This window comes from Mesorhizobium sp. M0292 (genome assembly GCF_040321695.1).
Taxonomy (GTDB): domain Bacteria; phylum Pseudomonadota; class Alphaproteobacteria; order Rhizobiales; family Rhizobiaceae; genus Mesorhizobium.
This window is the reverse complement of record NZ_JAMYSB010000006.1, coordinates 1-18,075: the sequence shown is the minus strand read 5'-3', so window position 1 is coordinate 18,075 and position 18,075 is coordinate 1. Positions and strand designations below refer to the sequence as shown.

At 60.3% G+C, this 18,075-nt stretch carries 30 protein-coding genes and 1 tRNA gene; 16 read left to right on the top strand and 15 right to left on the bottom strand.

What is annotated here, in order from left to right; translation table 11 throughout:
- Positions 1–2: 2 nt before the first annotated feature.
- The 6 genes from NKI96_RS11150 (at position 3) to NKI96_RS11125 (ending at position 4,667) form a co-directional block, all read left to right on the top strand.
- Positions 3–338 (top strand): hypothetical protein, encoded by a 336-nt coding sequence (locus NKI96_RS11150; protein WP_352804356.1) that lies wholly within the window; start codon positions 3–5, stop codon positions 336–338.
- 3 nt (positions 339–341) lie between these two features.
- Positions 342–998 (top strand): DUF6441 family protein, encoded by a 657-nt coding sequence (locus NKI96_RS11145; RefSeq protein ID WP_352804354.1) that lies wholly within the window; start codon positions 342–344, stop codon positions 996–998.
- 1 nt (position 999) lies between these two features.
- A complete protein-coding gene (locus tag NKI96_RS11140; protein ID WP_352804350.1) occupies positions 1,000–3,237 on the top strand; it encodes a phage tail tape measure protein in 2,238 nt (745 codons plus the stop codon).
- The gene (locus tag NKI96_RS11135) at positions 3,234–3,551 is read left to right on the top strand and encodes a hypothetical protein (RefSeq protein WP_352804348.1); all 318 of its coding nucleotides are present in this window, start codon (positions 3,234–3,236) and stop codon (positions 3,549–3,551) included. The genes NKI96_RS11140 and NKI96_RS11135 overlap by 4 nt, the downstream gene beginning before the upstream one ends.
- Before the next feature lie 241 nt (positions 3,552–3,792).
- The gene (locus NKI96_RS11130; protein ID WP_352804345.1) at positions 3,793–4,221 is read left to right on the top strand and encodes a hypothetical protein; all 429 of its coding nucleotides are present in this window, start codon (positions 3,793–3,795) and stop codon (positions 4,219–4,221) included.
- Positions 4,218–4,667, top strand: coding sequence for a hypothetical protein (locus NKI96_RS11125; RefSeq protein ID WP_352804343.1), 450 nt, complete (start codon positions 4,218–4,220; stop codon positions 4,665–4,667). The genes NKI96_RS11130 and NKI96_RS11125 overlap by 4 nt, the downstream gene beginning before the upstream one ends.
- A gap of 34 nt (positions 4,668–4,701) precedes the next feature.
- Here the strand turns inward: NKI96_RS11125 and NKI96_RS11120 are convergent, their stop codons facing one another.
- From NKI96_RS11120 to NKI96_RS11085, 8 genes are all read right to left on the bottom strand, one after another.
- Positions 4,702–5,190, bottom strand: coding sequence for a hypothetical protein (locus NKI96_RS11120; protein ID WP_352804341.1), 489 nt, complete (start codon positions 5,188–5,190; stop codon positions 4,702–4,704).
- Positions 5,191–5,487, bottom strand: coding sequence for a hypothetical protein (locus NKI96_RS11115; protein WP_352804338.1), 297 nt, complete (start codon positions 5,485–5,487; stop codon positions 5,191–5,193).
- Between the two features lie 98 nt (positions 5,488–5,585).
- On the bottom strand, positions 5,586–6,056 hold the full coding sequence (locus tag NKI96_RS11110; RefSeq protein ID WP_352804335.1) for a HEPN domain-containing protein: 471 nt from the start codon (positions 6,054–6,056) through the stop codon (positions 5,586–5,588).
- Between the two features lie 121 nt (positions 6,057–6,177).
- Complete coding sequence (locus NKI96_RS11105) at positions 6,178–7,002, bottom strand: thermonuclease family protein (RefSeq protein WP_352804332.1); 825 nt, start codon at positions 7,000–7,002, stop codon at positions 6,178–6,180.
- Positions 7,003–7,015: 13 nt separating this feature from the next.
- Entirely contained in the window at positions 7,016–7,342 is a 327-nt protein-coding gene (locus tag NKI96_RS11100) for a DUF4236 domain-containing protein (protein ID WP_352804329.1), read from the bottom strand.
- Positions 7,342–7,677 (bottom strand): hypothetical protein, encoded by a 336-nt coding sequence (locus tag NKI96_RS11095; RefSeq protein ID WP_352804327.1) that lies wholly within the window; start codon positions 7,675–7,677, stop codon positions 7,342–7,344. Before NKI96_RS11095 ends, NKI96_RS11100 begins: the two co-directional genes overlap by 1 nt.
- Before the next feature lie 5 nt (positions 7,678–7,682).
- Positions 7,683–8,183, bottom strand: a complete 501-nt coding sequence (locus tag NKI96_RS11090; RefSeq protein ID WP_352804324.1) for a hypothetical protein — start codon at positions 8,181–8,183, stop codon at positions 7,683–7,685.
- Between the two features lie 180 nt (positions 8,184–8,363).
- Positions 8,364–8,594 (bottom strand): hypothetical protein, encoded by a 231-nt coding sequence (locus tag NKI96_RS11085; protein ID WP_352804321.1) that lies wholly within the window; start codon positions 8,592–8,594, stop codon positions 8,364–8,366.
- A gap of 80 nt (positions 8,595–8,674) precedes the next feature.
- Between NKI96_RS11085 and NKI96_RS11080 the strand changes: the two genes are divergently transcribed.
- Positions 8,675–8,887 carry a hypothetical protein gene (locus tag NKI96_RS11080; protein ID WP_023713651.1) on the top strand — a complete coding sequence of 71 codons (213 nt, stop codon included), beginning with the start codon at positions 8,675–8,677 and terminating at the stop codon, positions 8,885–8,887.
- 207 nt (positions 8,888–9,094) lie between these two features.
- Here NKI96_RS11080 and NKI96_RS11075 read toward each other — a convergent pair whose 3' ends face one another.
- Positions 9,095–9,628 carry a J domain-containing protein gene (locus NKI96_RS11075; protein WP_023749100.1) on the bottom strand — a complete coding sequence of 178 codons (534 nt, stop codon included), beginning with the start codon at positions 9,626–9,628 and terminating at the stop codon, positions 9,095–9,097.
- A gap of 315 nt (positions 9,629–9,943) precedes the next feature.
- On the opposite strand from NKI96_RS11075, the gene NKI96_RS11070 reads away from it, so the two are divergent.
- Together NKI96_RS11070 and NKI96_RS11065 are read left to right on the top strand one after the other, a co-directional pair.
- Positions 9,944–10,804 carry an ATP-dependent DNA ligase gene (locus tag NKI96_RS11070; RefSeq protein ID WP_352804316.1) on the top strand — a complete coding sequence of 287 codons (861 nt, stop codon included), beginning with the start codon at positions 9,944–9,946 and terminating at the stop codon, positions 10,802–10,804.
- Between the two features lie 16 nt (positions 10,805–10,820).
- Positions 10,821–11,198 (top strand): hypothetical protein, encoded by a 378-nt coding sequence (locus NKI96_RS11065; protein WP_352804314.1) that lies wholly within the window; start codon positions 10,821–10,823, stop codon positions 11,196–11,198.
- 110 nt (positions 11,199–11,308) lie between these two features.
- On the opposite strand, the gene NKI96_RS11060 is transcribed toward NKI96_RS11065, so the two are convergent.
- Positions 11,309–11,491, bottom strand: coding sequence for a hypothetical protein (locus NKI96_RS11060; RefSeq protein ID WP_352804312.1), 183 nt, complete (start codon positions 11,489–11,491; stop codon positions 11,309–11,311).
- Positions 11,492–11,683: 192 nt separating this feature from the next.
- On the opposite strand from NKI96_RS11060, the gene NKI96_RS11055 reads away from it, so the two are divergent.
- Positions 11,684–11,857 (top strand): hypothetical protein, encoded by a 174-nt coding sequence (locus NKI96_RS11055; protein ID WP_352804310.1) that lies wholly within the window; start codon positions 11,684–11,686, stop codon positions 11,855–11,857.
- A 64-nt stretch (positions 11,858–11,921) separates the two neighbouring features.
- On the opposite strand, the gene NKI96_RS11050 is transcribed toward NKI96_RS11055, so the two are convergent.
- Positions 11,922–12,158 (bottom strand): helix-turn-helix domain-containing protein, encoded by a 237-nt coding sequence (locus tag NKI96_RS11050; RefSeq protein WP_352768885.1) that lies wholly within the window; start codon positions 12,156–12,158, stop codon positions 11,922–11,924.
- 80 nt (positions 12,159–12,238) lie between these two features.
- Between NKI96_RS11050 and NKI96_RS11045 the strand changes: the two genes are divergently transcribed.
- Together NKI96_RS11045 and NKI96_RS11040 are read left to right on the top strand one after the other, a co-directional pair.
- The gene (locus NKI96_RS11045; RefSeq protein WP_352804307.1) at positions 12,239–12,730 is read left to right on the top strand and encodes a hypothetical protein; all 492 of its coding nucleotides are present in this window, start codon (positions 12,239–12,241) and stop codon (positions 12,728–12,730) included.
- The gene (locus tag NKI96_RS11040) at positions 12,727–12,951 is read left to right on the top strand and encodes a hypothetical protein (protein WP_352804305.1); all 225 of its coding nucleotides are present in this window, start codon (positions 12,727–12,729) and stop codon (positions 12,949–12,951) included. The genes NKI96_RS11045 and NKI96_RS11040 overlap by 4 nt, the downstream gene beginning before the upstream one ends.
- Positions 12,952–13,094: 143 nt before the next feature.
- Here NKI96_RS11040 and NKI96_RS11035 read toward each other — a convergent pair.
- A tRNA-Thr gene (locus NKI96_RS11035) sits at positions 13,095–13,170 on the bottom strand.
- Between the two features lie 158 nt (positions 13,171–13,328).
- On the opposite strand from NKI96_RS11035, the gene NKI96_RS11030 reads away from it, so the two are divergent.
- The 3 genes from NKI96_RS11030 to NKI96_RS11020 all read left to right on the top strand — a co-directional run bounded on the left by NKI96_RS11030 (position 13,329) and on the right by NKI96_RS11020 (position 14,351).
- Positions 13,329–13,511 carry a hypothetical protein gene (locus NKI96_RS11030; protein ID WP_023667458.1) on the top strand — a complete coding sequence of 61 codons (183 nt, stop codon included), beginning with the start codon at positions 13,329–13,331 and terminating at the stop codon, positions 13,509–13,511.
- 120 nt (positions 13,512–13,631) lie between these two features.
- Positions 13,632–13,841: a hypothetical protein gene (locus NKI96_RS11025; protein ID WP_023688402.1), complete on the top strand. Its 210-nt coding sequence runs from the start codon at positions 13,632–13,634 to the stop codon at positions 13,839–13,841.
- A 201-nt stretch (positions 13,842–14,042) separates the two neighbouring features.
- On the top strand, positions 14,043–14,351 hold the full coding sequence (locus NKI96_RS11020; protein ID WP_023667455.1) for a BA14K family protein: 309 nt from the start codon (positions 14,043–14,045) through the stop codon (positions 14,349–14,351).
- A 74-nt stretch (positions 14,352–14,425) separates the two neighbouring features.
- Here the strand turns inward: NKI96_RS11020 and NKI96_RS11015 are convergent, their stop codons facing one another.
- Both NKI96_RS11015 and bhcR read right to left on the bottom strand, forming a co-directional pair.
- Positions 14,426–14,794, bottom strand: coding sequence for a hypothetical protein (locus NKI96_RS11015; protein WP_245261846.1), 369 nt, complete (start codon positions 14,792–14,794; stop codon positions 14,426–14,428).
- A 47-nt stretch (positions 14,795–14,841) separates the two neighbouring features.
- A complete protein-coding gene (bhcR, locus tag NKI96_RS11010; RefSeq protein WP_023681470.1) occupies positions 14,842–15,660 on the bottom strand; it encodes an HTH-type transcriptional regulator BhcR in 819 nt (272 codons plus the stop codon).
- A gap of 204 nt (positions 15,661–15,864) precedes the next feature.
- Here bhcR and gcl point away from each other — a divergent pair, with 204 nt between their 5' ends.
- On the top strand, positions 15,865–17,646 hold the full coding sequence (gene gcl / locus NKI96_RS11005) for a glyoxylate carboligase (RefSeq protein ID WP_352804301.1): 1,782 nt from the start codon (positions 15,865–15,867) through the stop codon (positions 17,644–17,646).
- Positions 17,647–17,857: 211 nt separating this feature from the next.
- Here gcl and NKI96_RS11000 read toward each other — a convergent pair.
- Positions 17,858–18,075 (bottom strand): IS256 family transposase (locus tag NKI96_RS11000; RefSeq protein WP_023690563.1); only part of this gene is annotated, 218 nt, incomplete at its 5' end.

Below are 18,075 nucleotides of genomic sequence, written 5' to 3'. Positions count from 1 at the left end.
CCATGAACATTTGGGCCGCCCACTATGCAGCGCTGTACGCATCTCCAATAGCGGTTAACGCCGTGCTGACTGTGGCGTGCGGCCATCCCCCGATGGCGCTGCGCGCGATCGACAAGACGGCGTCGAAGACCATCAGCTTTCAGGGTGCCGACGTCCTGGACATAGGCCCAGCCGCGATGGTGCGCGCGGTGGACCTGGCCGACGTCGATCTCGCAGATTTGCGCGGCGCGTCACTCGAAATCAATGGCAAGACCTGGACCGTTCGCAATCACGTGCTGAAGCCGGCGCCCACGGGCGAGGCGGCAGGTGAAATCCTCCTGATGCTGTCGGCGCGCTGACCGATGGCTAAGCTCGGGTTTCGCATGATTACCCCGACTGGTGCGATCGAGCGCGCAATGCAGCGCAACCTCTCGATCATGGCCAATGCAGCCACGGGCGCGATGAACCAAGCAGCGACGAATATCAAAAAAGAGGGCCGCACCGACATCGTGAGCGGAGGCTTCTCCAGGCGGTTCGCGAACAGTTTTCGCGCTAACGTCTATCCCAAAAGCGGGGTATCCGTCGGCGCCGCCGCACTGATTTTCGACACGGTCAAATACTTCGACATTTTCGAGACTGGCGGGACCGTGCACGGCAAGCCGATGCTCTGGCTTCCGCTGCCCTCCGCGCCGAAGAAAATAGGCCGGCAGCGCATGACACCGGCGCTCTACGTCAAGCAAATCGGTCCGCTCTTCCCGATCAACCGCGTGGGAAAGGCGCCGCTCCTGGCCGCCAACATCGGGATCTCTGCGCGGCAGCGGGCAACCGGCAACATTGGCAAGATCACCAACGCGAAGTTGCGCAAGGGCGCGGCCGGTGCAGGCCCGAAGCAGGCGGTTCCACTGTTCGTCGGTGTCGACGACGTCACCCTAAAGAAGCGCTTCAACCTGCGCAGAATTACCGCTGCCCACGCTGCGAAGCTCGGCGCGTATTTCGCCGAAAACCTAAAGGACGACTGACATGGCGAACGAGATCAAAACACGTCTAAGCTTCGATGGCGTTGCCGGCATAGTTGCCGATTTGAAGGCACTCGGTGCGGCTGGTGAGCGGGCTTTCAAGGACATTCAAAGCGCCGTGAGCAAGGCCGATCTTGCCAAGTTCTCGGCATCGCTCAGCAAGGCCAGCAACGACTTTGTAAAATTCGGGCGTAATGTCGCCCTGGTCGGCGCCGGCCTGACGGTGGCGGCGGCCGGCGCAGGTGCTGCTCTATTGAGCGTAGCCAAGTCCAGCGGCGAGGTCGCCGACAATGCCGGGAAAGCCGCCGAAACGACGGGCCTACAGGTCGAGGCTTTCACCAAACTCCAGTTCGCTGCCGAGATGGCCAACGTTTCCAACGAGCAGTTCGTCTCGGGGATGGGCCGGCTCAACAAAGCGATTGCCGAGGCGGCCAAAGGAACCGAGAAGGCCGGCGACACGCTCGACGCAAGTGGCGTGTCAGTTACGCGTTTCGGCGCGAAGACGAAGGATGCTGCGAAGCAGGTCGCGGATGCCGGGAACGTGTTCACACGACTTGGCGTCAAGGTCCGTGACGCCAACGGCAAGCTGCGAACCAACGAAGCGATCCTTCTGGACGTCGCCGACGCCTTCGCCCGCATGCCGGATTCCGCGCTGAAGAGTGCGCTGGCAATCGAGTTGTTCGGCAAGGCCGGCGCCGAATTGCTGCCATTTTTGAACGAAGGGAAAAAAGGCCTATTCGATCTCGGCGAGCAGGCAAAGAAACTCGGCGTCACCCTGACCGATGTGCAAGCGCAGATCGGCGATGATCTCGGCGACAGCCTGGACGGTGTAAAAAAGGCCGCGGCCGGCGCCCGGCTGCAACTCGGCCTTGTCTTCGCGCCTGGTCTCACCGCTCTGGCCAACGGCTTCGCCGACGTCATCGCCAACAATCGCGATCTGCTGATCGAGTTCGGCCAGACCATCAACCGCAATGTTCTGAGCGTGGTCGGCGACCTGCTCCACCTGTTGAGCGGCAACAGCCAGAACATCAAGAACCCCTGGATCAAGGAATGGTCGGCCGCAATCGTGCAGTTCGGCAAAGATGTCCAGGGCGTGTTCAATGGACTGGTGCTGCCTGCGTTCAAGCTGCTGCGCGAAGGCGCCCAATTCGTTGCCGAGCAAATCAACAAGGTTTTCGGAACGGACATTACAGCCGGCGAGCTCGCACTCGGCACCGCCATCCTGTCCGCCGTAGGTGCATTCACCCTGCTGGCGTCGACCATCGGCGCTGTGGTGGCCGGTATCGGCCTCCTTGCCGGTCTGGTGGGCGGCATCCCGTTGGCCATCACAGCAGCCGTAGTTGCGGCGGGAATAGCAATTGCCGTGTTCTGGGATCAGGTAAAAGCCGGTTCGGCTGCAGGGTGGCAGTACGTACAGGACGGCGCCACAGCCGCGTGGGGCGCGATCGTGCAGGGCGCGACCGACTTGTGGGCGCAGATCGTCGGTGCCTTCCAGTCAGGCCAGCAGGCGGCGGTGGATGCCTTCAACGGCATCGTCGAATCGATCGTCAGCGCCTGGAGTGCCCTTGTCGATAGCCTGGGATCGATCGCTCAGCAGATTGTCGAGCGGATCGCCGGCTGGTTTGGCACGCTGCCGCAGCGGATCACCAGCGTCTTCAACAGCTTGGTCAGCATCGCAAGCAGCGTGCTCAATCGGATCTCGGCGCTGGTGGACAGCATTGTCGCGAAGGTCCAGTCGGCCATTAATCTGGCGAAGCAGCTTGTCGGCCTTGGAAGCGATAGCGGCTCGAGCGGCGGCGGATCGCAGGGCTTCGCCCGCGGCGGTTACCTCGCCAACGGCCCAGGCACGTCGACCAGCGATTCAATTTTCGCCCGCCTGTCGGTCGGCGAGTTTGTGATGCAGGCCCGGGCCGTGCGGAGCCTGGGCGTGGACTTCCTTCATGCACTCAATCAGGGCGTCGACCCCCTCCGAGCTATGCGCGGCTTCAGCCTTGGCGGGCTGGCCGACGGTCTCACTCGTGGCATGGCCATTCCGCGCTTTGCCGGTGGCGGCTTCGCCGACCTCAAACTTGCAGGGGCTCCTGCCGGTTCCGGTGGGACGATGAACGTCAAGCTCGACTTCGGCCTCGGCGTTGGTGATGTCTTCGACTTGGTGACTGACACCTTCACCGCCACCCGGTTGCAGCAATTCTCGTTGAGGCAAGCAAGCACCAGTGCAGGCAGGAGGCCGGGCGGCAAATGAGCGATTTTCCCGACTTTGATCCGGCCACCATCCCGGAGGCCTATGATCCTCAGAATCCTCTGGTGCGGGCGAACCAGGCTGAATTTCAAAAGGAGTTCGGCGACTTCCAGGGTCGCCATATCGCGGGCTTCCGCATGGGGCCGGCGCCGAAAGGCGAGTGGGTCGGGATGCGCTTCGACATGGAAGACGGCACGACCGTCAACGTGTCGGTTCCAATCACGCTTTGGCAAGCCTTCGGCAACGAATACGTGCTCGCCATGATGTCGGCGGGCCAGATCATCCAAGCAGCCTATGGGCACGAGGGAGCCGCATGATCGCTGGGCTCGCTTTCACCGTTGCCGCTGGCGTGGTGCTGGCGCTGGCCTAGTGCTCGGCGGCCCGGCTGCCTTTAGGGGGTGAGCCAACAGGCGCCGGGCCTAACCGGAAAAGTGATAGATCACTCCCGGCTGACGACAATCTGCGCTCAAGCTAATGGAAGAGCAATCCGCAGACCGCGCGGCTTGCTTATAAGCCGAGACTTATGCAATATCCGCGTACTCCACAGCGAGGCGCGGCATGCTGGCACGGACAGATCGTCATCCCTGCGATATCCACGCCATTGCCCGCACGTGCGGCGTCACCCTGCACGACAGCGCCGATAATCGCTCGACCGGCCGGAAGCCTGGTCACTGCTACTGCAAACCCGCGGTCCGCGTCATAGGGCGCCGGTACGGGGAATCGCACCTCGCCCTGGTGCTGAAGCTCATCAACTCAACGGGCAACGGCCTCGAACTCCATGCAGCCACGCTGCAGGCAATTTCCTATCTGGTCCGGATCGAGGTCATGCCGATCGGCTCCGACTTGTTCGAGGCCTTCGACAGGGTCGACCTTGGCCACGTCCGTCGGCTTGCCAGGGCGATGCCAGGCAGCACGGCAAACAACATGGTGGCGATGCTGTATCCGATGCTGGCCGGAACGTCGCTTTTCGAGAAGGTGGCAGCATGACCGAGATCGAGATCGAGGGTGTGGGCATCTATCGTTTGCCAAACCAGTGGCAAGGCCAGCGGCTGAGGCGCCTTCGTGGGGATGATCGCCATACCGCTGTGCTGGCGGTCGGTTGCGGGATGACGATGCACCAGTTCAACAAACTGCCTGCCGACAAGCAGTATGAGGTGCACAAGGCCTATCTCGCACTGATGTCGCCGAGCAATGTCGTGCCGCTCGCAGATCCGGCGCCGGCCGAGACGCGCGTAATCCCGCGGGGCCACCTGTCGATCAATCAGAAGCTCGCCATCGGCCGCTGGCTCCTCCGCAACAAGGCCTCATTGCCACACGGGCATTTTGGGCCATGGCTGGACAAGCAGGAAGGTCTTTCCCGGCACATGGCGTCGCAGTGCATGGCGCTGGCCACAGGCGGGCGCCACGGCGCGCGGAGCGCATCGGGGGCGTAGGACGGCGGCGGCGAAGAACGCGCGCTGGCGGCCCTTATGGGTCGACCTTTTGAAGGCTGAACCAACGCCACCTGCGGCCCCAGACTGGATCGTCTTTCAAGCCCTGGCCGATGTTATCGAATCCACGCACCATGACGTAGAGGCTGGCGGCATATTTCGAGAGGTCGGCCACGAGAGGAAACGACCAGCCCTGCGGTACAGGCACCCCTCTCATCGACTGATAGACGGTCACGACCAGCAAGACGAGGGCAAAGAAGATCTCCAGCAAGCCATACAGCCATCGGCGGTGCTCTCTCGTCCAGTAGGCCAAGATGCAGAGCATGATAAAGATCGAGAACCCAGCCAACAAAACGACGGCCGCTCCCGCCAATATGACGCTGAGCGGCACCTTGTCGAAGCCGATGTTCATTAAAACGAGGGCGATTATCTGACCAGCTACAACCAGAGCTCCCGGGACCAGATAGACCGCCTTTCGCAGCATTCTTTGGCCGGGCGTGAGGACTTCCCATTTTTCGTACTGCATTCAGGCGACGGTCCGCTCAATCGTGACTTTCTTCCCGCGGGAGAGCGCGACCAGCAAACCCAGAATGATGTCGCCGAACACCCAAAGCCAAAGCAGCATGCCGACCGCGAGTGTCCCGCCGATGGCAGTGCCAGCCTGTCCGGCCGCATCTGAGGTGGCTTGATAGTGCTCGCTGGAAATCTTGATGGCGTAGAATACCCACAGTCCCATTAGCGCGTTGAAGGCCAGGAACATCCACCAGAAAATCATGCCGAAGAAACCGCGCTTGCGTTTCTCGATGCGTTCTATATGCGGCATAGTAAAACCCCTCCCGTTTATTTCCCCGGCCAACAATTGCGCAAACGCGGCGCGCGCGCAAGCGGGGGCGCCCCCGGGTGCAGCCTAGCGAGCGCGCTTTACGATCGAACAAAGGTACCGGTCTGTTTTATAGCCTGGCACACCGACTCACGCAGGCTTTGACACGTCCGGTCAACGGCATCCAAAGAGGGTATCGAAAAACGCCCAGTGCTTATGTACCGCGCACGGATCACGATGTCGGTTTCCGCCATTATTCTTAGGATTTCAATGTCCTCAACTGACAGGAAAAGCCCAAGCTCAGCGGCCCGGTTTCCGAGGCGACCGGCCTTGTGGCCGAATTTGTTGCTCGCAAGCTCAGTGACCGAAACGCCCTTTAATCTCAGGTACGATTTCAGAAATAGCTCTACTGCGTGATAGTGCAAAAAGTAGATAGGCGAATCCGGGTGCGTCGTTTTGGCTTTGACATTCCCCAGAGCGCGCGCTGCTTCATGGTATGAAACAGCATAGTTGTAGAGGCCGATCGGATTTGTCCGCTCGTTCCTGTCGTCTTCAGCCGCCTCTTTGCTCACGGGTTTCGCTTCGCCATCCTTACGTCGGCGCCGCCGCCGTTCTCGGGATGACTCATGGCTGAACCGAACTGATGCACTCTCCAAGGTAATAGCGCTCGCATTGCACTCTTTCGAAAGACACTCAGCATAGACTCTCGCAAGGGATGCCGTCCTTATCGCGATCGAGCTTGCCGCCCCAAGAGCAGTTGGCCAGATACCAATTTGCTTCATCGCACGAACTGATCTGCGGGCACGTTCGCCGCGGTTGGCAGGAGTAGCTTTGTGCCACTCGGTTGTTGATGATCCCTAGCGGTTGGCTGATCGCTGGTGCCTTATCCGCATGCCCTGCACGCCAATCCCAGGGCGCCTGAAACTTTCCGACCCACAGACCGACGTTCGCCGCCTCGGCTTTCGCCTGCTGCCCTGCATAGGCTCCGCGGCTGTAGCGGGGCCAATCCAAGGCCTGACCGTGCTCGACCATCCATGAGGCCACGCTGGTGCCGTCAGCACGCCTGCAATCGCCTACGAAGCGGCCATAGCGGTCCCAGGAGACAAAGGAGCACTGCACGGGCTTGGAGGTCGCTAGGAATCTGTCGAGCGCCTGTGCTGCTCGTCGGCCGCAAGGATATTCGAACCCCTTGGCGTCATCGCAATACTGCTTGCTCTCGGGTGCATCGATGCCGTTGAAGCGGATGCGCTGGCCGTGGATTTCGATCGTGTCGCCATCAATGACCGATGCAACGCCGGCGATCGGCGCCGGCTTCGAGCCGAACCAGTTCGATGCATTGATCTCTTGCAAACTTTCGCTGTGCTGGATGGCGGTCTGCGCGACCAGCGCGCCAGCGGCAACCACAGTCACAAAGATCAGGCGCAGCGGCACGCTCGCCAATCGGCGCGCACGGCTGTGCTTGGCACCAGTCCGCTTTCGCCAGTGATCAGAACGATTGTCGTATCGGTATTTGTCCACGCTTGCGACCCCGTCAATATCCCAACAATCTTGCGAGCAGGCCGAGGAGCAATATGCCTGCCACCACCTCGAACGCTCCGACAAACAGGCGGACCAAAAGACTCCGGGGTTTAGGTGTCTCGGCCGCATCCGCTTCCAACACTGGTGCAGAACCTTGGCCCTTCATGCTTTTCGTGTAGCTAAGCCCCGTGCCGGGAATCCCGCCGCTAATACGGCTGCCGGCTGTTCCCGACGTCAGCCCAAAACCTTTGATTCCGGCCCGAACACTCAAGCTTTTCCTGCCAACGTTTAGCCTGAGGCCTGGGGCGATCTTGAAGCTACGACGAAATCGGAAGCTCATCACATTGCTCCACCGGGACGGCTTTCAGCGGAGCGCCCGCCGCATCGCGAACCATCGGCCGCTATGCTGCCGTCCTTCGGACAGTTCCCCCCGGCTGGGGCGGCATTGGCCGGTCCCCGATATTGTTGGACGATACCAGCAATGCGGTGGCCGTCGCCCTCGATGTGCGTGTTCTGACTGTTCGGATTGAGCGGGTCGATGGTCTGGGCAAGGCTGTTGGCACGGTAGGCGTCGCCGGCGGCGAGCGTCACGCTGTCGTAGTGATTGAGATAGTCCGCTGCGCATCCGCTCAGTGTCAGAATGATGCTAACGCAGACCGCCAGGTTCCGCTCCATGACCCCTAGACCGGGGCCGGGCTTATGCCGGCGGCTCTCAGTTGCGCTCCGAGATTCGCCCGCGTTCCACAGGCGGCCTTGTCGCCGGCGACGCATTTCTTATTTGCGTCGGACCAATCAAGCAGTGCCGTATTGATCCAGCTGCCAGGTGCCCGTTGTATCCCGTAGGGTGTCGGCGTAGTACCAGAAGCAACGGCGGTCGCAGCGGCGGCACTTTGGCCATGTGGGGCACGCTTCCATCCGCTCAGGATAAGGCAATTCTTCATATACTGGTCTTCAGCCGCCAAATTGCCCAGCGCATTGCCGATCCCAGCCCCCGCAACAAAGGCCGGCGATCCGATCGCAAGATAACCTTGGTCCACTGATCCTTTCCGCATCTCGCACTGAGCGTGCGCGACCTCGAAACTAGGCCCGTAGCCTATTTGCATGTAGTCGGCTTGATTGCTTGTTTGGCAACCGCATAGCGTTGCCGCGGCACCAAGTGCCATCAATGCTGCTATTTTCATCCCCCAGCCCTCCCAAGGCTGAGCTAGCATCTCCCAAAGTTGAAATCGGCGCAAGAGTAGAGAACAAATCTGGTAAATCCTGCGAGAAACTCAGCCTGCTCTCAGTTTGTAGACTTGTCCTTTGCCAGATATATCCCGTTATTTTTCTCACGGCGCTGGCGATTTCCCCTGTGTCGGCCTCTATTTGATACTAGGCGACGGCGGTTTCGTCATCACGCGCAGTTGCATCTGGTCGATTGTTGCGACGATGGCAGCCGCCAGTGCTTCCGCCTCATCCATGAGCCCCGGCCCATAGAGACCATTCACAGCTTCCTCGCTGGGCAGCACGCCGGGCGGGCAGTGATCCTCGATTGTGCGCCGGATGAGCGTCAACGCTGCCCGGCATTCAGCGGCTTCGATCTTCATAACCATTGAAACATTCACTTTAGCTAAAATGTTCCGGAACCGATTTCAGGTTGGCGGCTTGAGACTGTGAGGGAAGAACACCAGTCATGCCCATCAGACGAAAAGCCGTGGATGCCGGGATTTTTAAGCCTGCCGAATTGGCCTTGCTAGGGCGCGTTTTCGAGCAGCTTAAACTGGTCGACGACCAATCACCTGATGCGCAGGGCCGGTTGGCTTCTCGGATCATTGCCAACTACATGGCCGGGATAAAAGATGAGGCCGAACTTCTCTCGCTTTCGAAGCAGCCGTTAGGGCGGTAAGGTCGGGAAAGCTAGAGCTTCACCAGCCGCAATCGATGGCGGGTTTGCCAACAACAGCCTTGTCGACAAAGCATTTCCGCAACGAGGCACAGCTCTACCGCTAAAGTGTTAGGTCCAGAGCCAGGGCAGCGCGGCAATCGGGAACCGGAGCCACATGACGCGCGAGGCTCCCCTGGAGCCTTGCGGAATCTTGGGCAGATACCCTCTCTAGTCTCTACTCAGGAGCCGAGTGCTGGTATCGCGACGCAGTTCGGAATCGGCGCGATCGACGCCTTCAACCGTGATCGCGATTGTCCCGTTCTCAATTCTTGCAATCCACCCCTTCGCCTTCATGTACCAGAGATGAAACTCCAGATGCTCTGGTGGACAGCCTAACAACCGTTCGATTTCGACGTCGCCAATGCCCGGATTGCCGACATCCTGGCGGCGCTTCACATAGAGCAGCGAAAGCAGTTTGGCCTGGACCAAAGCGTCCTTCTCGACCCCTTTGGGGTCGCTTGCCTCCTCGACCAATTTAAGCCGCTCACCGGCATGCTCTCGATAGGAGATATCGTACTGGGCGCGCTTAACGGGATCCCTCAAGACGTTGTGTGCTTCTACTATTTCGCTGAAGCGGGCTTCGTTTCCAGTTTGCTGATTGTCGGGATGATAGCGCATCGCAAAGTAGCGGAATATTCGCTCAAGTGTCTCCGAGTTGGCGTTTGGGCTGATCTCCAAGAGTTCGTAGTAATCGACGAACAATGCGCTGCTCCCTCAAACATCGCTCGACAGCCGCGGGGGCCGACCGCCTACATGGCGATGCAGTGCCCTCACTCGTCGAGTTCATATACGGACAATACATTGCGCCCGGGGTCAAGATGAGCGGGAGCTAATGGACGTCAGCCAAGGCGGCTCCCGCGCGGGGTGCAATGAAAATGGCCGGCGCCGAAGTGGGAGATTGCCTGACCGGCATTCGTCGGCTTCAATCTTCATAACTCTTCAAACATGCAATTCGTCTAAAATGTTCCGGAACCGATTTCGGGCTCGCGGCTTGAATCGCCGGGTGTGGGTCAGTGCATGCGTTTGAAGTTCATCGAGCCGTTAATGCCGACCTTGGTGGAGAAGCCTCCCGAGGGCGATGGATGGACTCATGAGGTGAAGTTTGACGGCTACCGTTCGCAGATGATCATCGACGAGAACGGGACGCGGATCTACACCCGTCGTGGCCTCGACTGGACAACCAAATACCGCGACATCGTGGCGGCAAGCGCGGAGCTCGGCGCCCAGAGCGCAATCATAGACGGCGAGATCGTCGTCTTGAATGATGCTGGCCTGTCGGACTTCGGCGAACTGCGCAAGGCGATCACACGCCGGCAGCACGACCTCTACTTCGTTGCCTTCGATCTCCTCCACCTCAACGGCCACGATCTGCGCGACATGGCCCTGCAGGAACGGCGCGAGATCCTTGAGAGCATGATCCCCGCCAACATTCGCATTCAATTCAGTCAGGCGCTGCCCGGTGACGCAAAAGCCATCTTCCACCTGATCGATGAAGCCGGCATCGAGGGCATGGTTTCGAAACGCCGTGACAGCAACTACCGCAGCGGTCGGTCGACAGCCTGGCTGAAGATCAAGAGCTACATGGTGCAAGAATACGATTTGCTCGGCATCGAGCGGGAGCCGGGCAAGCCTGCATTCGCGCTGATGGCCGATCGGAAGACCGGGCAGTATGTCGGCTCGGCGTTCATCAACTCCAGCCGCGCAATTCGCGAACGGCTATGGAAGCGCGTCCAGGAGCACGCTGGGCCGGCACCGAAGGGAATGAAGCGACCGGCAACGCAATGGGTCAAACCGGGGCTCATTGGCCGCGTGAAGCACCTGCGCGGCGAAGAAGACCTGCGCCATGCCTCGCTGCAGGATTTCCGCGAGGAAGATTGAACGCTATATCGGAGCCATGCCAGCAGCAGATCGCCTTACCGTCCGCTTCGCCTATCAAATCGGCTTTCAGGTCCTCGACGGAAGCGCGATCCTCCAGACGTTCGAGAAACAGGATGAGGCTTTCAAGTTTGTGCTCGGCCGGGGTGCTCGCGTGTGGCTGGCCTGGTCGCGGACCGTCATAGGAGGGCAGACGGCGCCCTTCGATTTCACCGCAGCGTTTCAGCAGGAAAAGGTCGGCCGCATCATGAAGAGGATGCACGGCCCAGCCGCAGGCACTTGGTTCTGGACGTGCCATGACGGCGGCGCGCACGGAACAGTCGAAACGAAGGATGAGGCTGTTGCTGGAGTCGAGCGGGCATTCACGCGGCGCATCGCGGGGGCAGATCTACGCTAACCCGCCACCGCCATTCCAAAGCCAACGGCGCGGAATAGGGCGCCACACGTCCGGTTTGTTCTGGTCATGGCTTCTGCGCCGGTCCGGTCACAGCGCTGGTGCGTCCACCTCTAACGGCTGGGTAGGGTCGGCGCTCGCCGGTAGCGATCCCTTTGTTGTTCAAGGAACAGCTTGGCGAGTTCGCCCCACTCAGGATGATCCGTGGTTTTATGCTCTTCTACGAACTCGAGGAAAGCCTTGCGCAAAGCGTCAAGGTCGAAAACCCCAAGATGCTCGCCCATACCGTCGTCCATGCCCGCGCCTCTCAACGGTATTAGCTTGTCCTCTCGTTTGAGCCTTCAAGAGGGCCTTGCCTGAGTTTCGACCGGGCAGCGCCACATGGTTAATTGCGTGATTGCTAATATGCTCGTATCTTAGGCAGATGCGGGGGCTCTATCTCCCCGCATGAAGGCACCACACCTTTATGAAGTAGGCAAAGGTGGAGCATGGTCGACGAGACGGTGACAACCTACGTTGTGAGCGTGTTTGAAGCGGCGAACTGGCGAACGGTGCTTACGACCAACGACAAGGCCAAAGCCTTGGCCTGGGCGAGAGAGATCGGCGAAAACGCGCAGGTCGAGGAGATCACGCCGGAGCCAAAGGGTGCTAGCGCTGAGTAAACGGCTGGTTGCTGCGGGGGACACAAAAAAAGCCCCTAGCGACTCGCAGGTTGAAACTGGTCTTTCAGCCATTTTGTTTCCGCAACCTCACCCCGGCGCCGCCGCCGTTCTCGGGGATGAACTCGACGCCGGCAGCTTCGAGGGCAGCACGCAATGCGGCGACCGTCTCAGGTGCGCCGGCAGAATGGCCGTTTTCGAAGCGAGTAACCGTCATGGATGAGATGCCGGCTTTGTGAGCCAGTTGGCGCACGCCAATCTGAAGCGCGGCTCTAGCCATTCGGCACTGTGATGGCGTGATCATTCCCGCACCTGTTGACACTGTATACAGGCAATGGCATGTTTACCTTGTAAACAGCATATCGAACCCAAAGGGGATTTACAATGCCGAACACGCTTGTTCCGGCTGCCGGCGAAGCTATGCCCGCTGCCTTCCTTGGAAGATTTTCCCGCCGCGCCGCGCTTGGCGCAATCGCCTCCCTCCCGGCCGTAGGTAGCGCTGCAGCGGCAAACGCCGCGTTGGCCGATCAGACTCCCGTCGAACGCTTCCAGGCTGCTGTAGCCGAACTGAGGGCCGCCGCCGAAGCGCTCGATCCGAACATCTACAACTGGACCGTCAGCACCAACGGCGACAAGCAATGCGGTGTTCTGATCGCAGCGTTCCGCACGACGACGAAGTACGAGGGCGATGGCTGGTATGCATCCCCCTACGAATGGGGCGAGGTGAAGCAGATCTTCGTCCGGCGCGCGCCAGAGCATGACCGTAAAGGCGAGCGCTGGTTTCGCATCGGCCCGTCTGCCACCAGTAACCACAAAAGCGTCCTCATGGCCGAGGAGCGTTTCCGCCTCAACTACGGCCCAAAGGTGCAGGCATGAGCGGCCCGAGCGACAACCTGAACGACCTAGAGGGCGACATCACGAATCTGTCGACGCTCATCAGCACGATCGTCACAGTCTCCGACGCGGGCTCAGACGATAAGACCATGCAGCAGGTCCAGCATCTGCTTTGGATAGCCAGAGACTTGACAGAGCGGTTGACCGAAACCGCTGCGGCTTGCCACCAGAAGCTGATGGACGAGCGCAAGGCCGCCGCCTGAACAAAAAGCTGCAAATTTGCAGGATTAGCCCGCTGCCGAGAGGTGGCGGGCTTTTTGCTGGATCTGTTACCCGAAACGTTACCCAAAAGCTAAATGTCATCAGGCTGACGGTAGGGAAGGGCATGGTAAGTGCTTGATTTTGCTGGTGCCCCCGGACGGAATCGAACCGCCGACCTTCGGTTTACAAAACCGCTGCTCTACCAGCTGAGCTACAAGGGCACGGCGCTCCGGTTAGCATATTTCGTGCGCCAGTAAAGACAAAACTCCGTTTTCGATCGCTAATGGACCCCGCCGAGGTGGGCGGGCCGCCATGCTGAAAACCGCCAATGCGATCCCTACATATCTCTCAGGTGCAAACGCATCGAACGGGGTGTCGCATGATCAGACTTGTCATCATCCTGCCGCTTGTCGTCATTGCCTGGCTGCTTGCGGTAAAGCTCATCAGGGACGTGAAGAGCGCCAATGTCGACTGGACCGGCATCGCCGCCATCGTCGGTTTTATCGCGATGGCGTTTTGGCTGCGGCATGTGACTGGGATGGGGATGAATGGTGAATGGTGAATGGGCGAACGCCTTTCGGACCATTGACTACTCACTACTCGCTCAAAACCTCGAACCTTTCACCACGTCACCGCGACTGATCTCCAGAGGCGAATGGTCGCCTCGATCAAGGAGATCATCATGTTGAAGCGCAGTCTTACTTCGGGCCTGGTCGCCATCTTCGTCGCCACCGGCGCGCTCGCCGGTACCGTGCAGTCGTCCTCCGCTCACAGCCATCATCACCACCATCACAAGCACCACGACAAGCCCTCTTGGTGGTGGAACCATCAACACAAGCACCATCACCACAAGCATCATCATCACCACGGCAAGGTGATCATCTTCCTTTGAGCGAGACGACCTGCCTCGCGGAAGGGCGGCTTCGGCCGCCCTTTTTTGCGTTGAGCGCTCGATCGATCAGATCTTGGTTTCCATCGGCTGATTTCCGGCCTTCAAGAAAATCCCAAATTCTTTCGAACCTTTTCCGCGCCGAAACGACAGATGATCAAGAGGCGGATGGATCGCCTCTCGCAACGAAACAAGGAGATCGTCATGTTCACGCGCAAAATCGCTTCTGCCCTCATCGCCAGCACCGTCGCCGCCACCTCGCTGGTCGGCACCGTCCAGCCCTCGGCCGCCCACAGCCATCACCACAACCGCGAAATCGGCATCGGCATCGCCGCCGGCGTCGGCGGCTTCGTGCTCGGCAGCCTGCTCAACCAGCAGCCCCGCACCGTCTATGTCGACGACGAGGGTGGTTCCTGGCACGTCCGCCGCTGCGCCAATCGCTACGCCAGCTACGATCCGTACTCCGACACCTATGTCGGCTATGACGGCTACCGCCACTATTGCCGCCTCTAAGAGGAGGCTCCCCACAAGAAGGAGGGGCTGTACGCAGCCCCTCTTTCCTACATTTGAGCGCGTGGCAGTGTCAGCTACGGTTTGGAGATCGGTAATCCGGCTGCATGGCAGGTGCCGACAACACCACCGCTCGCATTCAGCGATTGATCGCCCATGGCGATGAGTTCGAAGCTGCTTCCTTCATCCGGATAGATCTTGGCGGCGAACGGTTGGTCTGTTGTATGACCACCGGACGATGACTTCGCGGCGACATGGCCGCAGACCACGATTTCCCGGCGGCCGTTGAGCGTCCGCTCGCCGGCGCGCATCGTCCCGAATTTGGCGGATACAGGATCCTGCAAATGCTGGCGAATGCCGATCGTGATTGTCTCCTCCAAAGCGAGCGAGATCGGAATCTCGCTGACTTGCTGGGAGACAGGGGCGGGTTCGGGCGCCGTCGCCACGCATCCGCACAGTGAAGCGGCGAGCAAAAGCTGAAGCGTTCTCCGCATTATAATCGGAACCCGCCGATCATCCTCGTCACCTCAGCGGCGGCGTCGCGCACCAGCGGCCCGATCTCGTCCAGCCGCTCCATCGTCACCCGCACCGTCGGTCCGGAGACCGAGACACCGCCGATCGGCTCGCCGAACTCGTTGAAAATGGCGGCGGCCACGCAGCGCATGCCGGGATGCCGCTCCTCGTCGTCGACCGACCAGCCACGGTGCTTGATGACAGCCAGGTCATGGGCCAGCGCCGAAATGTCGGACAGCGTCTTGTCGGTGAAGCGCTGCAGGCCCGACTTGCGCAGGATGGCGGCGACGCGTTCCGGCTCGAGCTGCGCCAGCACCGCCTTGCCGATGCCCGAGGCATGGAAAGAGCTGCGCGTGCCCGGGCGGAAGAAGGCGCGGATCGCCTGATGGGTCTCGACCTGGCTGACGAAAACGACGCAATCGTCCTCGGCGACGCCGAGATTGGCGGTTTCGCCGGTCTTCTCCATCAATTCCTGCATGACCACGCGGGCCCGGTCGACAAGCTTGCGGCGGCGCAGGAAGGCGGCACCCATGCGGTAGGTCTCGACGCCGATCGACCACAGCTGGTCCGATGTATCGAACTCGACCATGCCGTGGTTCTGCAGCGTCGTCAGCATGCGGTAGGCGGTGGACGCCGCGAGCTCGCTACGCGCCGAAATCTCGCTCAGCGACAGGCCACTGCCTTCAGCGACGATGGCCAGGATGCGCAAGGCCCGGTCCAGCGACTGCACAGAACCGGCCTCGGACGGACCGTTGAAAGCGCGCGGCCGGCCGCGCTGGCGTTTTTCGCTGGTTTCCATGGCGGCATTGTCGCCGGTTTCGCCGAAATCGCAATGAAAAACTTTTTCATCGATTTTGATGGCCGGATTCATGAAAAACGAAAAAGCCAGGGGAATCAGGGTATAGAAGCGGTTTTCTCGAAATGAAAAATTATTCTGAAAAAATTGAAAAATGAAAACGACACTGGCATTGTTAACCAACCAACAATCTTGAGGAGGCTGGACATGGCCAGGATGCGCGCTGTCGATGCAGCCGTTCTCGTTCTCGAAAAGGAAGGCGTTTCCTGCGGCTTCGGTGTGCCGGGCGCGGCGATCAATCCGTTCTATTCGGCGCTGAAGGCGAGGGGCTCGATCCGCCACATCCTGGCTCGTCACGTCGAAGCGGCCTCGCATATGGCCGAAGGCTACACGAGAGCCAAATCCGGCAATATCGGGCTGTGCATCGGCACCTCGGGCCCGGCCGGCACCGATATGATCACCGGGCTTTATTCGGCGGCGGCGGACTCGATCCCGATCCTGTGCATCACCGGTCAGGCGCCGCGGGCACGGCTCAACAAGGAGGATTTCCAGGCGGTCGATATCGCCGCCATAGCCGCACCCGTCGCCAAATGGGCGGTCACGGTCATGGAGCCCTATCTCGTGCCGATGGCGCTGCAGAAGTCGTTTCATCTCATGCGCTCGTCGCGACCGGGCCCGGTGCTCATCGACCTGCCGGTCGATGTGCAACTGGCCGAGATCGAATTCGATATCGATGCCTACGAGCCGCTTGTCCCGTTCAAGCCGGGAATGTCGCGCGCCCAGGCCGAAAAGGCCTTGGCGATGCTCAATGCCGCGGAAAAGCCGCTGATCGTTGCCGGCGGTGGCATCATCAATGCCGATGCGTCCGATCTCCTGATCGAATTCGCCGAGATCACCGGCGTTCCGGTCATACCGACATTGATGGGCTGGGGCACGATCCCCGACGATCACCGGCTGATGGCCGGCATGTGCGGGCTGCAGACCTCGCACCGCTACGGCAATGCGACCATGCTGGAAGCCGACTTCGTTTTCGGCATCGGCAACCGCTGGGCCAACCGTCACACCGGTTCGGTCGACGTCTATACCAAGGGCAAGAAATTCATTCATGTCGATATCGAGCCAACGCAGATCGGCCGCGTGTTCGCGCCGGATCTCGGCGTCGTCTCGGACGCCGGTGCGGCACTGAAGATGCTGCTCGACGTCGCCACCGAATGGAAGACGGCAGGAAAGCTGCGCGACTGGTCGGGCTGGGCGAAGGAATGCCAGGCCCGCAAGAAGGCGATGAAGCGCAAGACGCATTTCGAGCAGGTGCCGCTGAAGCCGCAGCGCGTCTATGAGGAGATGAACAAGGCGTTCGGCCGTGACACCACCTACGTCACCACGATCGGCCTCTCGCAGATCGCCGGGGCGCAGTTCCTGCATGTCTACAAGCCGCGCAACTGGATCAATTGCGGCCAGGCCGGCCCGCTCGGCTGGACGCTGCCGGCAGCGCTTGGCGTGCGCGCCGCCGATCCGGATCGCACCATCGTGGCGCTGTCGGGCGACTATGATTTTCAGTTCATGATCGAGGAACTGGCGGCCGGCGCACAGCACAAACTGCCGTATATCCACGTCGTCGTGAACAACGCCTATCTCGGCCTGATCCGCCAGGCGCAGCGCGGTTTTGCGATGGATTTCGAGGTCAGCCTCGCCTTCGAGAACGTCAACCGCTCCAACGATCCGGAGGCCGGCTACGGCGTCGACCATGTCGCGGTCGCCGAAGCCATGGGCTGCAAGGCGGTGCGGGTGCGCAAGCCGGAAGAATTCGCCGGCGCGTTCAAGGAAGCGCAGCGGCTGATGAAGGAATACCAGGTGCCGGTGGTGCTCGAATTCATCCTCGAACGCGTCACCAACATTTCCATGGGCACGGAAATCGACAAGATCACCGAATTCGAGGACCTTGCCGAAAGCCATGAGGATGCGCCGACGGCGATTGTGTTGCTCGATTAGGCGCGCCGATATTCAGGTGAGGCAGGCCTGCAAACGGCGCCTTCCTGCGCTTCCGGTGCTCACGTACAGAAAGTACGTTCCGCTCCGGTTCTCGAAAGTCACCGTTTTCGACTCTGCCTGACCTGAATCTCAACACGCCTAGGGCCAAGCAGAAGAAGGAGAAAAGGTTGTGTGCGTCAAGTTCTGCAAAATGGGGCGGCCATGATGCTGGTCATGCGGCTTGGCGCAGAGCGAGCTTCTTGTGCTCGCGCAGGTCGTCCATGTTGATGTATCGGTTGGCCTCCATCCAGTTTTCATTGGTCTCGACGGCCAACGCCCTGACCAGGCGCAGGCAGCTTTCGGTATTGGGGAAGATGCGCACGACATAGGTGCGCCGGCGGATTTCCTCGTTGAGCCGCTCCAGCATGTTGGTGGATTTGAGATGCTTGT

Bases quoted from the DNA above. Each gene is read 5' to 3' on its own strand.
- NKI96_RS11025 (WP_023688402.1), top strand. From the start codon at position 13,632: ATGTTGAAGCGCAGTCTTACTTCGGGCCTGGTCGCCATCTTCGTCGCC.
- NKI96_RS11145 (WP_352804354.1), top strand. From the start codon at position 342: ATGGCTAAGCTCGGGTTTCGCATGATTACCCCGACTGGTGCGATCGAG.
- NKI96_RS11065 (WP_352804314.1), top strand. From the start codon at position 10,821: ATGCCAGCAGCAGATCGCCTTACCGTCCGCTTCGCCTATCAAATCGGC.
- NKI96_RS11020 (WP_023667455.1), top strand. From the start codon at position 14,043: ATGTTCACGCGCAAAATCGCTTCTGCCCTCATCGCCAGCACCGTCGCC.
- NKI96_RS11115 (WP_352804338.1), bottom strand. From the start codon at position 5,487: ATGCCGCATATAGAACGCATCGAGAAACGCAAGCGCGGTTTCTTCGGC.
- NKI96_RS11060 (WP_352804312.1), bottom strand. From the start codon at position 11,491: ATGGACGACGGTATGGGCGAGCATCTTGGGGTTTTCGACCTTGACGCT.
- NKI96_RS11130 (WP_352804345.1), top strand. From the start codon at position 3,793: ATGCTGGCACGGACAGATCGTCATCCCTGCGATATCCACGCCATTGCC.
- NKI96_RS11135 (WP_352804348.1), top strand. From the start codon at position 3,234: ATGAGCGATTTTCCCGACTTTGATCCGGCCACCATCCCGGAGGCCTAT.
- NKI96_RS11055 (WP_352804310.1), top strand. From the start codon at position 11,684: ATGGTCGACGAGACGGTGACAACCTACGTTGTGAGCGTGTTTGAAGCG.
- NKI96_RS11040 (WP_352804305.1), top strand. From the start codon at position 12,727: ATGAGCGGCCCGAGCGACAACCTGAACGACCTAGAGGGCGACATCACG.
- NKI96_RS11095 (WP_352804327.1), bottom strand. From the start codon at position 7,677: ATGGAGCGGAACCTGGCGGTCTGCGTTAGCATCATTCTGACACTGAGC.
- NKI96_RS11080 (WP_023713651.1), top strand. From the start codon at position 8,675: ATGCCCATCAGACGAAAAGCCGTGGATGCCGGGATTTTTAAGCCTGCC.
- NKI96_RS11100 (WP_352804329.1), bottom strand. From the start codon at position 7,342: ATGAGCTTCCGATTTCGTCGTAGCTTCAAGATCGCCCCAGGCCTCAGG.
- NKI96_RS11150 (WP_352804356.1), top strand. From the start codon at position 3: ATGAACATTTGGGCCGCCCACTATGCAGCGCTGTACGCATCTCCAATA.
- NKI96_RS11045 (WP_352804307.1), top strand. From the start codon at position 12,239: ATGCCGAACACGCTTGTTCCGGCTGCCGGCGAAGCTATGCCCGCTGCC.
- NKI96_RS11120 (WP_352804341.1), bottom strand. From the start codon at position 5,190: ATGCAGTACGAAAAATGGGAAGTCCTCACGCCCGGCCAAAGAATGCTG.
- NKI96_RS11125 (WP_352804343.1), top strand. From the start codon at position 4,218: ATGACCGAGATCGAGATCGAGGGTGTGGGCATCTATCGTTTGCCAAAC.
- NKI96_RS11030 (WP_023667458.1), top strand. From the start codon at position 13,329: ATGATCAGACTTGTCATCATCCTGCCGCTTGTCGTCATTGCCTGGCTG.
- NKI96_RS11050 (WP_352768885.1), bottom strand. From the start codon at position 12,158: ATGATCACGCCATCACAGTGCCGAATGGCTAGAGCCGCGCTTCAGATT.
- bhcR (WP_023681470.1), bottom strand. From the start codon at position 15,660: ATGGAAACCAGCGAAAAACGCCAGCGCGGCCGGCCGCGCGCTTTCAAC.
- NKI96_RS11070 (WP_352804316.1), top strand. From the start codon at position 9,944: ATGCGTTTGAAGTTCATCGAGCCGTTAATGCCGACCTTGGTGGAGAAG.
- NKI96_RS11140 (WP_352804350.1), top strand. From the start codon at position 1,000: ATGGCGAACGAGATCAAAACACGTCTAAGCTTCGATGGCGTTGCCGGC.
- gcl (WP_352804301.1), top strand. From the start codon at position 15,865: ATGGCCAGGATGCGCGCTGTCGATGCAGCCGTTCTCGTTCTCGAAAAG.
- NKI96_RS11090 (WP_352804324.1), bottom strand. From the start codon at position 8,183: ATGAAAATAGCAGCATTGATGGCACTTGGTGCCGCGGCAACGCTATGC.
- NKI96_RS11085 (WP_352804321.1), bottom strand. From the start codon at position 8,594: ATGGTTATGAAGATCGAAGCCGCTGAATGCCGGGCAGCGTTGACGCTC.